This is a genomic window from Pseudomonas sp. A-RE-22 (assembly GCF_019956035.1).
GTDB classification, from domain to species: Bacteria; Pseudomonadota; Gammaproteobacteria; order Pseudomonadales; family Pseudomonadaceae; genus Aquipseudomonas; species Aquipseudomonas brassicacearum.
In genome coordinates, this window is the sequence record NZ_JAHBCZ010000024.1 from 44,912 (window position 1) to 58,100 (window position 13,189).

The following is a 13,189-nucleotide window of genomic DNA, read 5'->3' on the forward strand; positions in this document are numbered from 1 at the left end:
GTGCCGGATGCGCGCACCGCTCAATCAGACGCTGGATGCAGGAGACAAGTGTGCTCAAGAAACTGGGAATCAAAGGCCGCGTGCTGTTGCTGACCCTGTTGCCGACCAGCCTGATGGCGCTGGTCCTGGGCGGCTATTTCACCTGGATGCAGCAATCGGACCTGCACGCCCAGTTGTTGCAACGTGGCGAGATGATCGCCGAACAACTTGCGCCGCTGGTCGCCCCAGCCATGAGCCGCCAGGACACCGATCTGCTGGAGCGCATCGCCACCCAGTCCCTCGAACAGGCGGACGTGCGCGCCGTAACCTTCCTCGCCCCCGACCGCATACCACTGGCCCACGCCGGCCCGACCATGCTCAACCGGGCGCCGGAAGGCAACAGCACGCAGCTACTGCAACGCACTGGCAACGACGCCACGCGCTACCTGCTGCCGGTATTCGGCAAGCACCGCAACCTGGCGGGCGAACTGATCCCCGAAGAAGCCGACCGCCTGCTGGGCTGGGTCGAGTTGGAGTTGTCCCACAGCGGCATGTTGCTGCGTGGCTATCGCAGCCTGTTCGCCAGCCTGCTGCTGATCGCCGCCGGCCTGTGCCTGACCGGGTTGCTGGCCCTGCGCATGGGCCGCACGATCAACCGTCCACTGAGCCAGATCAAGCAGGCCGTGGCGCAACTCAAGGACGGTCACCTGGAAACCCGCCTGCCGCCGCTGGGCAGCCAGGAGCTGGACGAACTGGCCTCGGGCATCAACCGCATGGCCAGTACCTTGCAGAACGCCCAGGAAGAATTGCAGCACAGCATCGACCAGGCCACCGAAGACGTGCGCCAGAACCTGGAAACCATCGAGATCCAGAACATCGAGCTGGACCTGGCCCGCAAGGAAGCCCTGGAAGCGAGCCGGATCAAATCCGAGTTCCTGGCGAACATGAGCCATGAAATACGCACACCGCTCAACGGCATCCTCGGTTTTACCCACCTGTTGCAGAAAAGCGAACTGACCCCGCGCCAGCTCGACTACCTGGGCACCATCGAGAAATCCGCCGACAGCCTGCTGGGGATCATCAACGAGATCCTCGACTTTTCGAAGATCGAGGCCGGCAAGTTGGTGCTCGACAGCATTCCGTTCAACCTGCGCGACCTGCTGCAAGACACCCTGACCATCCTCGCCCCCGCCGCCCATGCCAAGCAGTTGGAACTGGTGAGCCTGGTCTACCGGGACACGCCGCTGTCGCTGGTGGGCGATCCGCTGCGCCTCAAGCAGATCCTCACCAACCTGGTGAGCAACGCCATCAAGTTCACCCGCGAAGGCACCATCGTCGCCCGGGCCATGCTCGAAGACGAGCACGAAGACAGCGTGCAATTGCGCATCAGCATCCAGGACACCGGCATCGGCCTGTCCAACCAGGATGTGCGAGCGCTGTTCCAGGCATTCAGCCAGGCTGACAACTCACTGTCGCGGCAACCAGGGGGCACCGGGTTGGGCCTGGTGATTTCCAAGCGCCTGGTGGAACAGATGGGTGGCGAGATCGGCGTCGACAGCACACCGGGCGAAGGTTCGGAGTTCTGGATCAGCCTGCGTCTGCCCAAGACCCGCGACGATGCCGAGGACCTGCCCGGCCCGCCGTTGCTGGGCCGGCGCGTGGCGGTGCTGGAGAATCACGAACTGGCCCGCCAGGCCTTGCAGCACCAGCTCGAAGACTGCGGCCTGCAAGTGACGCCGTTCAACACCCTGGAAAGCCTGACCAACGGCATCACCGTCGCCCACCAGACCGATCAGGCGATCGACCTGGCCGTGCTGGGCATCACCAGCAACGACATGCCGCCGGAGCGCCTCAACCAACACATCTGGGATCTTGAGCACCTGGGCTGCAAAGTACTCGTGCTGTGCCCCACCACCGAACAGACCCTGTACCACCTCTCGGTGCCCAACCCTCACAGCCAGCTCCAGGCCAAGCCGGCCTGCACCCGCAAGTTGCGCCGCGCGCTTTCCGACCTGGTCAACCCGCGCCCGACCCGCAGCGAACCCCACGAGCCGGTTTCCAGCCGCGCCCCGAAAGTGCTGTGCGTGGACGACAACCCGGCCAACCTGCTGCTGGTGCAAACCCTGCTCGAAGACATGGGCGCCAAGGTGCTGGCCGTGGAAAGCGGCTATGCGGCGGTCAAGGCCGTGCAGAAGGAAACCTTCGACCTGGTCTTGATGGACGTGCAGATGCCCGGCATGGACGGTCGCCAGAGCACCGAGGCGATCCGCCTGTGGGAAAGCGAGCGGCACTGCACGCCGCTGCCGATCGTCGCCCTCACCGCCCACGCCATGGCCAACGAAAAGCGTGCCCTGCTGCAAAGCGGCATGGACGACTACCTGACCAAACCCATCAGCGAGCGGCAACTGGCCCAGGTGGTGCTCAAATGGACTGGCCTGGCCCTGCGCAACCAGTCACCGGAGCGCAGCGGCGATGCCCAGGGCGGCAGCGAACTGCTGGTGCTCGATCACGAAGAAGGCCTGCGCCTGGCCGCCGGCAAGGCTGACCTGGCGGCGGACATGCTGGCGATGCTGCTGGCGTCCCTGGAAGCCGACCGCGAAGCGATCCGCCAGGCCAGCGAGGCCAACGATCACAACGCACTGATCGAACGCGTCCACCGCCTGCACGGCGCCACCCGCTACTGCGGCGTACCGCAATTGCGGGCGGCCTGCCAGCGCAGCGAAACCCTGCTCAAGCAACAGGATCCCAAGGCCACCGCCGCCCTGGAAGAGTTGGAGCGGGCCATCAACCGCCTGGCCAGCGAGGCCCGTATCAGCGCCTGATCCAGGGCAAGATCCAGGGAACCGGAATCGCTGAAAATCCACGTTCCGACAGCTCCTACGGGCTTGTTTTTTTTCTGCCAGGAGGCCGCCATGCGCGTGATTTTTTTCAGCAGCCAGACCTACGACCGCGACAGTTTCACCAAGGCCCCGACGCCCGCAGGTCTTCAATTGCAATTCCAGCCCGCCCGTCTGAACCTCGACACCGTGGCCCTGGCCGAACGGCATGAAGTGGTGTGCGCCTTCATCAACGATGACCTCAGCGCCCCGGTGCTGGAGCGGCTGGCCGAAGGAGGCACGCGGCTGATAGCCCTGCGCTCGGCCGGCTACAACCACGTCGACCTGCTCGCCGCCCAACGCCTGGGCTTGAGCATCGTCCGGGTGCCGGCCTACTCGCCCCATGCCGTGGCCGAACATGCCGTGGCATTGATCATGGCCCTCAATCGCTGCCTGCACCGCGCCTACAACCGTACCCGGGACGGCAATTTCAGCCTGCATGGGCTGACCGGGTTCGATCTGGTGGGCAAGACCGTCGGGGTGATCGGCACCGGGCAGATCGGCGCGACGTTCGCGCGGATCATGGCCGGCTTCGGCTGCCAGTTGCTGGCCTATGACCCCTACCCCAACCCGCAGGTCGAAGCTTTGGGCGCCCGCTACCTGCCCTTGGCCGAGCTGCTCGCGCAGGCGCAGATCATCAGCCTGCATTGCCCGCTCAATAAACAAAGCCGACACCTGATCAACGCCCGATCGCTTGCTGCGATGCAACGCGGCGCCATGCTGATCAATACCGGGCGCGGCGGCCTGGTGGACACACCGGCCTTGATCGAGGCGTTGAAAAGCGGCCAGTTGGGCTACCTGGGCCTGGATGTGTACGAGGAAGAAGCCCAGCTGTTTTTCAAGGACCGCTCCGACCTGCCCTTGCAGGACGACGTGCTGGCCCGGCTGTTGACCTTCCCCAACGTGATCGTCACCGCACACCAGGCGTTCCTGACCCATGAAGCCCTGGCGGCGATTGCCATGACCACCCTGGACAACATCGCCGCCTGGACCGCCGGCACGCCGCAAAACCTGGTAGACAGCTAAACCTTGAGCCGGCACAAACCCTGTGGGAGCGAGCTTGCTCGCGATAGCGGTGTGTCAGTCAACATCGATACTGACTGGTCCGCCGCCTTCGCGAGCAAGCTCGCTCCCACAGGGTGGAGTTTCGTCGGTCAGATCCCTTATGGAGCATCCAAAGCCATGCCCCGTGCTAGCATGTCGCGCCTATTTGGAGGACCCATGGCCGAACACGATTTCCGCTACACCCTGATGAACCCTCAGCACACCTTGACCGAAGTCCGCGCGCTGGCGCCGGGCCGCTACCAGGTCACCGGCAATGGCGGTTCGATCCAGGCCAATGATGTGTTGCTCGTCACGCTCAAGGGCAGCAAGGACTTGTCCATGCGCCTGACCGTGGACACCGTGCGGCACCTGCTCAAGCCCATGGGCCAATGGACGGCCATGACCACCGGCCCGGTGTTCGGCGAACTGGCGATCCACACCTGGCAGGTCAACTGCGACAGCTGCGCCAAGGAACTGAGCTTCGAATTCGCCGTGGATGCCAAGCTCGGCGTCAAGGCCGAAAAACCGGCCGCCACCGCGCGAATCGCCGAACTGGGCTGGACCACCGTGGGTGAAAAACACCTGTGCCCGAAATGCCAGGAAGCCGCCTGATGAAACGTTTGGCCCTGTCCGCGTTGATCGGCATGAGCCTGATGGGCTGTGCCGCTGAACCTGTGCAGCTGCAACATAACCGCAGCTACATCCTGGAGTGGATCGGTGAACGGCCATTGATGGACTACAGCCACCTGACCATCACCCTTGGGGATGACGGTCGCGCCTATGGCAACGGCGGCTGCAACCACTGGTTCGCGCCCTACACCCTGGAAGGTCACCGCTTGAGCTTCGGCAAGATCGGCAGCACACGCAAACTCTGCGCCCCGGCGGTGATGGAGCAAGAAACGCGCTTCTTGCAGGCCCTGGAAAAGGTCGAGCGCTGGGACATCTCGCCCATCGAGCAAATGCGCTTCTGGCCGGCCCAGGGCAAGCCGCTGCGTTGGTGGCTGGAAGAGGGCTGAGCTCCGGCCCCACTTGATCGTTCCCATGCTCCGCGTGGGAACGCCTCTGGGGACGCTCCGCGTTCCGCTTTTGGGACGCAGAGCGTCCCGGGCTGCATTCCCACGCGGAGCGTGGGAACGATCATCACTTGAGCGCTTGCAACGCCTCAAGCTTGGCCATCACCCCCGCCGCCGTCTGCTCCCCCAGCAACTGCTCGCGCACCTTGCCCTTGTTATCGATGATGTACGTCACCGGTAGCCCTTCGCTGCGAGGAAGGTCGAAGATCTCGGCCGGATCCCGGGCCAGCACCGTGAAGCGAATCCCCATCTTGTCGCTGGCACTCTTGAGCTCTTCGCCCTGCACCTGGTCGAAGTTGACCCCGAACACACCGACATTGCGGCCCTTGAGCTGTTCGGCCAAGGCATTGAATTCCGGGATTTCGGTACGGCACGGCGCACACCATTCGGCCCAGTAGTTGAGCACCACCCACTGTTTGTCCAACCGCTGCGAGGCAATGGCCTGGCCGTTCTGGTCCACGCCGTAGTCGTTCCCGCAGCCGGCGAGCAACAAAATGCCGATGAATGTCAGTGCCGCCGTCAATCGCCTTGCCATGTGCCAATCCTTGTCTGAATGTGAACGCTGCTGCGACCCGTCGCCTCTCTCAGGTGCTAGGGGCTTCGCGGCACAGTAGAATAGCCGCCACCTTACGCAAGATGCGACCCACTCATGACCGATCTGACGCTTTATCACAACCCGCGCTGCTCGAAATCCCGCGGTGCGCTGGAACTGTTGGAGGCCCGTGGCCTGACGCCCACCGTGGTCCGCTACCTGGAAACCCCGCTCGACGCCACGCACCTGGAACGCCTGCTGGGCAAGCTCGGCATCACCGCCCGGCAATTGCTGCGCACCGGCGAGGACGAATACAAAGACTTGAACCTGGCCGACGAAAGCCTGAGCCAGGCCCAGTTGATCGCGGCCATCGCCGCCCACCCGAAACTCATGGAACGGCCGATTCTGGAAGCCGGGGAAAAGGCCGTGATCGGCCGTCCGCCGGAGAAGATCCTGGAGATCCTGCCGTGACCACGCCGTACATCCTGGTGTTGTATTACAGCCGCAGCGGCTCCACCAACGAAATGGCCCGGCAGATCGCCCGTGGTGTCGAGCAGGCCGGGCTGGAAGCCAGGTTGCGTACAGTGCCGGCCATTTCCGCCGAGTGCGAAGCGGTTTCGCCGGACATCCCTGAGCAAGGCCCGCTCTACGCCAGCCTTGATGACCTGAAGAACTGCGCTGGCCTGGCCTTGGGCAGCCCGACCCGTTTCGGCAACATGGCCGCGCCGCTCAAGTACTTTCTCGACGGCACCAGCAACCTGTGGCTGACCGGCGCCCTGGTGGGCAAACCGGCCGGGGTGTTCACCTCCACCGCGAGCCTGCACGGCGGCCAGGAAACCACCCTGCTGTCGATGATGCTGCCGCTGCTGCACCACGGCATGCTGATCACCGGCCTGCCCTACAGCGAATCGGCCCTGATCGACACCCAGGGCGGTGGCACGCCCTACGGCCCGAGCCATCACGCCGGGGCCGACGGCAAAAGCGGCTTGAACGAACATGAGGTCGCCCTGTGCCGCGCCTTGGGTTTGCGCCTGGCGAAAACCGCCCTGTTGCTGGAGAACGGCCGTGGCTAAGAAGCCGAAGATCCTGCCTTCGATCCAATGGCTGGAACCGCGCGTACGCATCGCCCGCATCCTCAGCCTGCTGTGCTTTTTCGGCCTGGTGGGGTTGCTCAGCGCCTATTACCTGCTGATCGCCGACCTGCACGGCGCGCGCCCCTGGGTCATTCTGCTGATCGAACTGGTGCCGCTGCTGATACTCGCCCCCGGCATGCTCACCGGCAGCGCCCGTGGACACTCGTGGATGTGCTTTGTAGTGAACCTGTATTTCATCAAGGGTGCGCTGGCGGCCTACGACCCCAACCGACAGTTGTTCGGCGTGCTGGAAATGGCGGCGAGCGTGGCGGTGTTCTGCTCGGCGTTGTTGTATGTGCGGTGGCGGTTCCAGTTGAACCGGCGGTTGGCGGGCGAAGGCGAGCCTTCCGTCGCCTGATAGGCCGCTATCGCGAGCAAGCTCGCTCCCACAGGGGGTTTGTGAACGCCAAAGATCCAGTGTGGGAGCGAGCTTGCTCGCGATGGGCGCGACGCGATTTCAATGATTGACGGTGTAAGCCAGCATCATCGAAATCTGCGACATCGGCCGTCCGCCACTCTGTTCATGCCACTGGTTGAAGGCATTCTGCACCGTCGCCAGGTCCCGCTGGCTGGTGGGGACTTTGTCGATGATCTCCTGGGCATTGAGCGCCGCCACTACGTCATAACTGGGCGTGAAGGTGTCCTTGCCCATCATGCGCAGGAAGCGCGGTGCCGACAGGCCGCCCAACTGATGGCCGTGTTTTTTCAGATAGGTCCACAGGCCGACGATGTCGGTCACTGGCCAGTCGGCGACCAGCGCGCCGAAGCTGCCCTTTTCATGGGCCACGTCCAGGATCAGTTGCGCGTTGCGCGGCACGCTCTTGAGCTTGCCCAGGTGGCGGATGATCCGCGTATCCTGCATCAATCGCTCCAGATGCTCAGCCCCCATCAACACGACTTTTTCCGGGTCGAACTTGAAGAACACTTCCTCGAACGCCGGCCACTTGGCGTCCACCAGGCTGTGCTTGAGCCCGGCGCGGAAGACCCGCAGCGCCATGGTCGAGAGGTAACGATCGTCGCTGATCTTGCGCAGTTGCGCCGGGGTCTTGGGCACCGGCAGACGGGCTTCCAGTTCAGCCGCCGAACCGAAGCGGTTCAGACAGTACTCGTGCAGCCACTTGTAATCGCGCATGCCCTCTCCTGGGGGTTAGAAATGAAAACGGCGCTTTCAAGCGCCGTAATAACTATCGGTAGAGTCAGAGATTCACCACATTGACGAACCGCGGCGTGGCGTTTTCATCGATGCGCAGGTTGGTGAAGTCAAACAGGTTGCGGTCCGCCAGTTGCGACGGAATGACGTTCTGCAGGCCGCGGAAAATGCTCTCGGTACGACCCGGCGTCTTGCGTTCCCATTCCTGGAGCATCTCCTTGACCACCTGACGCTGCAGGTTTTCCTGGGAGCCGCACAGGTTGCAGGGGATGATCGGGAATTGCTTGAAATCCGAATAGGCCTGGATGTCTTTCTCGCTGCAATAGGCCAGCGGGCGGATCACCACGTTGCGCCCGTCATCGGCGCGCAGCTTGGGCGGCATGGCCTTGAGCGAGCCGTTGTAGAACATGTTCAGGAAGAAGGTCTCGACGATGTCGTCGCGATGGTGCCCCAGGGCCATCTTGGTCGCACCGATCTCGTCGGCGAAGGTGTAGAGCGTTCCGCGCCGCAGGCGTGAGCACAGCGAACAGGTGGTCTTGCCTTCGGGAATCAGTTCCTTGACCACCGAATAGGTGTCTTTCTCGACGATGTGATATTCCACGCCCAGCGACTGAAGGTAGGCCGGCAGCACATGCTCGGGGAACCCGGGCTGCTTTTGATCCATGTTCACCGCGACGATGTCGAACTTGATCGGCGCAACCTTCTGCAGATGCATCAGCACATCGAGCAAGGTGTAGCTGTCCTTGCCGCCGGATAGGCAGACCATGACCTTGTCGCCGTCCTCGATCATGTTGAAATCGGCGACCGCCTCACCGGCCTGGCGGCGCAGGCGCTTTTGCAGTTTGTTCTGGTTGACCGTAAGAGTGCCCATGACGCGAAATCCGTGAGGTGTGACGAAAGGCCGGCATTTTACGCAAAAAATCCCGGATGTGGCACGTTCCTGCCTGCAAGGTTTGCGCGCACAGATCAAGCCGCGATTAGCCTTTTCCTTTACAGCGCGATTTGCTCTAAGCCCCCCATCCCCCTCGGGGTGACTCCTTTCTATACTGCGACATAAGGTCGCACACACTTACAGACCTTTACTTACCCGGCCATTTGGCCCGTAGGCGCTCCGTTGGGGGGCGATGGCAATAACAAAGGAGTGACTGACTATGATCTCTCATGTCGTGGGGCTCTTTACCCACCCTGATCAAGAATGGAAAGAAATCCGTGGCGATCAGGAGGAAAGCATCAGCCACATGTACCTCACCCACACGCTGATCCTGGCGGCCATTCCCGCGATTTCGGCGTTCATCGGCACCACACAGGTGGGATGGGTCATCGGCAATCGTGCACCGGTCATGCTTACCCAGGAAAGTGCGCTATGGATGACCGTCATGTCGTACCTGGCCATGTTGGGCGGTGTGGCAGTGATGGGCGCCTTCATCCACTGGATGGCCCGCACCTACGACGCCAATCCGAGCCTGGCCCGTTGCGTCGCGTTCGCCACCTACACCGCGACACCTTTGTTCATCGGCGGCCTGGCGGCGCTCTACCCGCACATGTGGCTGGGGATGATCGTCGGCACAGCGGCGATCTGCTACACGGTCTACCTGCTGTATGTGGGCTTGCCGACGTTCATGAACATTCCCCAGGACGAAGGTTTTCTGTTTTCCAGCTCGGTGCTCGCCGTCGGCCTGGTGGTGCTGGTGGCCATCATGGCGTTCACGGTGATTGTCTGGGGGCTCGGCGTCGGCCCGGTCTATACCAATTGAAGGAATGAAAAGGTCCCGATAGTACCCTCCAATAAAAACAGGATCTGCCGACACAGGCCGCCGCAAGGCGGCCTTCCTGTGTTTGAGCCGCTCGAAACGACCACTGGGCGCCTGGACGATTCGCAACGGCCGACGCTTGCGGCATACTCGGGCTTCTGGAGACCCGTAAAGCATGCTCGAGCAACTCAATACCCGCGTCGAAGAGTGTTACCAACAAGCCGAATCCTTTTTCAAACGTCCTTTCAAACGCCCCGTGGTCAGCTTCAAATTGCGTGGCCAGAAGGCCGGTGTCGCGCACCTGCATGAGAATCTGCTGCGCTTCAATCCACAGTTGTACCGGGAAAACGCCGAAGACTTCCTCAAGCAGACCGTCGCCCATGAAGTCGCACACCTGATCGCCCATCAACTGTTTGGCGAACGCATCCAGCCCCATGGCGAGGAATGGCAACTGATCATGCGCGGGGTGTACGAACTGCCGCCCAACCGCTGCCACACCTACGAAATCAAACGCCGCAGCGTGACCCGCTACATCTACAAATGCCCCTGCGACGGCAGCGACTTCCCGTTCTCGGCCCAGCGCCACAGCCTGGTGCGCCAGGGGCGGCGGTATTTGTGCCGTAGCTGCCGCAGTACCTTGGTGTTCAGTGGGGAGACGCGGGTCGAGTAGCAGGATTTTGTAGTGTCAGGGGCAGGCCTCATCGCGAGCAAGCTCGCTCCCACAGGGGTTTTGTGAGCGCCGCAAATCCAGTGTGGGAGCGAGCTTGCTCGCGATGGCGGCCTGACAGACGCTACAAAACCACCCCGCGCTTACGCAACGCTTCGATCCGCCGCGCACTGAACCCCAACTCCCCCAGCACCTGATCCGTATGCGCCCCCAACCCCGCGCCAATATGCCGAGGCTCGGGCAACCCTTCGGAAAATCTCAATGGACAAGCCATCTGCGCCTGGCTCGAACCATCACCCCGGGGCACCTGCGTCACCAGCTCCCGAGCCTGTAACTGCGGATGCCGGACAGCTTCCTCCAGGTTCAGCACCGGCTCGACGCAGGCATCGATCCCGGCAAACAGGCTGCACAGCTCGGCGAAATCGTGTTTTTCAAACTCGGCCTGCAGCGCCTGCTTAAGAGCGTGTTGTTGTTCAGGCTTGGGCGACAACCCCTGGGCCGCCAGTTCCGGCCGTCCCAAGGCCTCGCACAACGCCTGCATGAACACCGGTTCCAGGCTGCCCACCGACATCCAGCGACCATCGCGGGTGCGGTAATAGTCATAGAAGCTGCCGCCGTTGAGCATCTGCTTTTCCCACCCCGGCTCGACACCGCAGGCCAGGTAACCGGCACCGGCCATGGCGTTGAGGCTGAACACACAGTCAGTCATGCTCACGTCCAGGTGCTGGCCCTGCCCGGTTTGCTGGCGGGCGATGACCGCCGCCAACAGCCCGATCACTCCGTGCAACGAACCACCGGCGATGTCAGCCGCCTGGATCCCCAGCGGCAACGGACCGCTGTCGGCACGGCCGGTGTGGCTGGCCAGCCCCGCCAGGGCCAGGTAATTGATGTCGTGGCCGGCGCGGTCCTTGTAGGGTCCGGTCTGGCCGTAGCCGGTGATCGACACGTAGATCAGCCGCGGATTGATCGCCTTCAAGGCCTCGTACCCCAGGCCCAGTCGCTCCATCACGCCGGGGCGAAACTGTTCCAGCAGGATGTCGTAGTCCTTCAGCAATTGCGTGACCACCGCCAACGCTTCCGGTTGCTTGAGGTCCAGGGCCAGGCTGCGTTTGTTGCGGTTGAGGTAGGCGTGGTTGGCCGATACCCCCTGGTCATGGGGCGGCAGTACCCGCAGCAGGTCCTGGCGGGTCGGCGACTCGATGCGCAACACCTCGGCCCCCATGTCCGCCAGCAACAGCGAGGCGAACGGCCCGGGCAGCAGGGTCGAGAAGTCCAGAACCTTGAGCGATGCCAGTGGGCCTTGCATGGGCGATCTCCGAGGGGGATGGCTAAAGACTAGGCAGGGGTTGGCGGTGGGGCAATTACCGCAGGTGTCGTTTTGGATGACGATTGCGCTCAGTGTGAACCCATCGTGGCGAGGGAGCTTCAAAATTGAGAACCAATAAAAAACCCGCCGAAGCGGGTTTTTCATTGCAACCTGAAAATTACCTCACAGCGCCTGGAGCAGAGGTTTCAGCCGCTGCAATCTGCGCCGCTGCGATCTGCTCGTCATCTTCACGAACGTCGGAGATACCACGACCACCGGAAGCCAGCTCGGTCTGCAACTGGTCTTCGTCCAGCTCCTTGACCCACTTGGCAACCACGATCGTGGCGACAGCGTTACCCACGAGGTTGGTCAGGGCACGAGCTTCGGACATGAAGCGGTCGATACCCAGGATCAGGGCCAGGCCGGCCACCGGCAAGGTGCCCACGGCCGACAGGGTGGCCGCCAGCACGATGAAACCGCTACCGGTCACGCCAGCCGCACCTTTGGACGACAGCAGCAGCACCAACAGCAGGGTGATCTGGTGAGTCAGGTCCATCTGGGTGTCAGTGGCCTGGGCGATGAACACTGCGGCCATGGTCAGGTAGATCGAAGTACCGTCGAGGTTGAACGAGTAGCCAGTCGGGATCACCAGGCCTACGACCGACTTCTTGGCACCCAGGCGCTCCATCTTGATCAGCATGCGTGGCAGGGCCGATTCCGACGAGGAAGTGCCCAGCACGATCAGCAGCTCTTCACGGATGTAGCGGATCAGCTTGACGACGCTGAAGCCGTGGGCGCGGCAGATGGCGCCCAGCACTACCAGCACGAACACCACACAGGTGATGTAGAAGCAGATCATCAGCTGGCCCAGTTGCACCAGCGAACCGACGCCATAGGCACCGATCGTGAACGCCATGGCACCGAAGGCACCGAGGGGGGCCAGCTTCATGATCATGTTGATGATGATGAACATCACGTGGGCGAAGCGATCGATGAAGTCCAGCACCGGCTTGCCGTAGGCACCCAGGCGATGCAGGGCAAAACCGAAGATCACCGAGAACATCAGCACTTGCAGGATGTCGCCGTTGGCGAACGCGCCGACGATGGTGTTCGGGATCACGTTGAGGATGAAGGCAATGATGCTCTGGTCTTTACCAGCCGAGATGAAACCGGCGATCTTGCTGGTGTCCAGGGTCGACACATCGATGTGCATGCCGGCGCCCGGTTGCACGACGTTGACCACCACCAGGCCGATCAGCAGGGCGATGGTGGAAACGATTTCGAAGTACAGCAGCGCGAAGCCACCGGTCTTGCCCACCGACTTCATGTTCTGCATGCCGGCGATGCCGCTCACGACGGTACAGAAGATGATGGGGGCGATGACCATTTTGATCAGTTTGATGAACCCGTCGCCAAATGGCTTGAGGGCAACACCGGTCTGCGGATAGAAGTGGCCGAGCAAAATACCGATGGCAATGGCTACGATCACCTGGAAATACAGGGATTTGTACAGTGGCTGACGAGTCGTCATGGCAAACCTTCCTCAAGAGTCCCGTTTGACGACTTCCACCTGTCGTCCACGGCACCTCAATTGCGAACCCTCCTGCACTGGAGGGATTTGTTTTTTGTCGGCTGCACGCGGCAGACCTGGGTGCTCTATCGCAAGGCTCGTGCCATT

The 13,189-nt window shown here is 62.3% G+C and carries 14 protein-coding genes; 9 read left to right on the forward strand and 5 right to left on the reverse strand.

Annotated elements, in window-relative coordinates:
• Window positions 1-50 precede the first annotated feature (50 nt).
• The 4 genes from KGA89_RS14080 (at window position 51) to KGA89_RS14095 (ending at window position 4,915) form a co-directional block, all read left to right on the forward strand.
• Window positions 51-2,801 (forward strand): response regulator, encoded by a 2,751-nt coding sequence (locus tag KGA89_RS14080; protein WP_027911886.1) that lies wholly within the window; start codon window positions 51-53, stop codon window positions 2,799-2,801.
• Between the two features lie 90 nt (window positions 2,802-2,891).
• On the forward strand, window positions 2,892-3,881 hold the full coding sequence (locus tag KGA89_RS14085) for a 2-hydroxyacid dehydrogenase (protein ID WP_027911885.1): 990 nt from the start codon (window positions 2,892-2,894) through the stop codon (window positions 3,879-3,881).
• A gap of 195 nt (window positions 3,882-4,076) precedes the next feature.
• Window positions 4,077-4,511, forward strand: coding sequence for a hypothetical protein (locus KGA89_RS14090; RefSeq protein WP_003204688.1), 435 nt, complete (start codon window positions 4,077-4,079; stop codon window positions 4,509-4,511).
• Window positions 4,511-4,915 carry an META domain-containing protein gene (locus KGA89_RS14095; RefSeq protein WP_027911884.1) on the forward strand — a complete coding sequence of 135 codons (405 nt, stop codon included), beginning with the start codon at window positions 4,511-4,513 and terminating at the stop codon, window positions 4,913-4,915. Before KGA89_RS14090 ends, KGA89_RS14095 begins: the two co-directional genes overlap by 1 nt.
• Before the next feature lie 124 nt (window positions 4,916-5,039).
• On the opposite strand, the gene KGA89_RS14100 is transcribed toward KGA89_RS14095, so the two are convergent.
• Entirely contained in the window at window positions 5,040-5,507 is a 468-nt protein-coding gene (locus KGA89_RS14100; RefSeq protein WP_003204690.1) for a TlpA disulfide reductase family protein, read from the reverse strand.
• Window positions 5,508-5,621: 114 nt separating this feature from the next.
• Between KGA89_RS14100 and arsC the strand changes: the two genes are divergently transcribed.
• The 3 genes from arsC to KGA89_RS14115 are packed head-to-tail and all read left to right on the forward strand — an operon-like array spanning window position 5,622 to window position 6,995.
• A complete protein-coding gene (gene arsC, locus KGA89_RS14105) occupies window positions 5,622-5,975 on the forward strand; it encodes an arsenate reductase (glutaredoxin) (protein ID WP_027911883.1) in 354 nt (117 codons plus the stop codon).
• Window positions 5,972-6,577: an NAD(P)H:quinone oxidoreductase gene (wrbA, locus tag KGA89_RS14110; protein ID WP_003204695.1), complete on the forward strand. Its 606-nt coding sequence runs from the start codon at window positions 5,972-5,974 to the stop codon at window positions 6,575-6,577. The genes arsC and wrbA overlap by 4 nt, the downstream gene beginning before the upstream one ends.
• Complete coding sequence (locus KGA89_RS14115) at window positions 6,570-6,995, forward strand: DUF2069 domain-containing protein (RefSeq protein ID WP_223471860.1); 426 nt, start codon at window positions 6,570-6,572, stop codon at window positions 6,993-6,995. Before wrbA ends, KGA89_RS14115 begins: the two co-directional genes overlap by 8 nt.
• 99 nt (window positions 6,996-7,094) lie before the next feature.
• Here the strand turns inward: KGA89_RS14115 and KGA89_RS14120 are convergent, their stop codons facing one another.
• Window positions 7,095-7,769, reverse strand: coding sequence for a DNA-3-methyladenine glycosylase I (locus tag KGA89_RS14120; protein WP_003204697.1), 675 nt, complete (start codon window positions 7,767-7,769; stop codon window positions 7,095-7,097).
• A gap of 64 nt (window positions 7,770-7,833) precedes the next feature.
• On the reverse strand, window positions 7,834-8,658 hold the full coding sequence (gene ttcA, locus KGA89_RS14125) for a tRNA 2-thiocytidine(32) synthetase TtcA (RefSeq protein ID WP_038857410.1): 825 nt from the start codon (window positions 8,656-8,658) through the stop codon (window positions 7,834-7,836).
• A 280-nt stretch (window positions 8,659-8,938) separates the two neighbouring features.
• On the opposite strand from ttcA, the gene KGA89_RS14130 reads away from it, so the two are divergent.
• Window positions 8,939-9,541 carry a Yip1 family protein gene (locus tag KGA89_RS14130; protein WP_223471861.1) on the forward strand — a complete coding sequence of 201 codons (603 nt, stop codon included), beginning with the start codon at window positions 8,939-8,941 and terminating at the stop codon, window positions 9,539-9,541.
• A gap of 172 nt (window positions 9,542-9,713) precedes the next feature.
• Window positions 9,714-10,208: a SprT family zinc-dependent metalloprotease gene (locus KGA89_RS14135; protein WP_210640118.1), complete on the forward strand. Its 495-nt coding sequence runs from the start codon at window positions 9,714-9,716 to the stop codon at window positions 10,206-10,208.
• Window positions 10,209-10,329: 121 nt separating this feature from the next.
• Here KGA89_RS14135 and KGA89_RS14140 read toward each other — a convergent pair whose 3' ends face one another.
• Entirely contained in the window at window positions 10,330-11,511 is a 1,182-nt protein-coding gene (locus KGA89_RS14140) for a CaiB/BaiF CoA transferase family protein (protein WP_223471862.1), read from the reverse strand.
• Between the two features lie 178 nt (window positions 11,512-11,689).
• The gene (locus KGA89_RS14145) at window positions 11,690-13,042 is read right to left on the reverse strand and encodes a dicarboxylate/amino acid:cation symporter (protein WP_223471863.1); all 1,353 of its coding nucleotides are present in this window, start codon (window positions 13,040-13,042) and stop codon (window positions 11,690-11,692) included.
• Between the last annotated feature and the right edge of the window lie 147 nt (window positions 13,043-13,189).

Bases quoted from the DNA above. Each gene is read 5' to 3' on its own strand.
- KGA89_RS14085 (WP_027911885.1), top strand. From the start codon at position 2,892: ATGCGCGTGATTTTTTTCAGCAGCCAGACCTACGACCGCGACAGTTTC.
- KGA89_RS14090 (WP_003204688.1), top strand. From the start codon at position 4,077: ATGGCCGAACACGATTTCCGCTACACCCTGATGAACCCTCAGCACACC.
- KGA89_RS14095 (WP_027911884.1), top strand. From the start codon at position 4,511: ATGAAACGTTTGGCCCTGTCCGCGTTGATCGGCATGAGCCTGATGGGC.
- KGA89_RS14100 (WP_003204690.1), bottom strand. From the start codon at position 5,507: ATGGCAAGGCGATTGACGGCGGCACTGACATTCATCGGCATTTTGTTG.
- arsC (WP_027911883.1), top strand. From the start codon at position 5,622: ATGACCGATCTGACGCTTTATCACAACCCGCGCTGCTCGAAATCCCGC.
- KGA89_RS14120 (WP_003204697.1), bottom strand. From the start codon at position 7,769: ATGCGCGATTACAAGTGGCTGCACGAGTACTGTCTGAACCGCTTCGGT.
- ttcA (WP_038857410.1), bottom strand. From the start codon at position 8,658: ATGGGCACTCTTACGGTCAACCAGAACAAACTGCAAAAGCGCCTGCGC.
- KGA89_RS14130 (WP_223471861.1), top strand. From the start codon at position 8,939: ATGATCTCTCATGTCGTGGGGCTCTTTACCCACCCTGATCAAGAATGG.
- KGA89_RS14135 (WP_210640118.1), top strand. From the start codon at position 9,714: ATGCTCGAGCAACTCAATACCCGCGTCGAAGAGTGTTACCAACAAGCC.
- KGA89_RS14140 (WP_223471862.1), bottom strand. From the start codon at position 11,511: ATGCAAGGCCCACTGGCATCGCTCAAGGTTCTGGACTTCTCGACCCTG.
- KGA89_RS14145 (WP_223471863.1), bottom strand. From the start codon at position 13,042: ATGACGACTCGTCAGCCACTGTACAAATCCCTGTATTTCCAGGTGATC.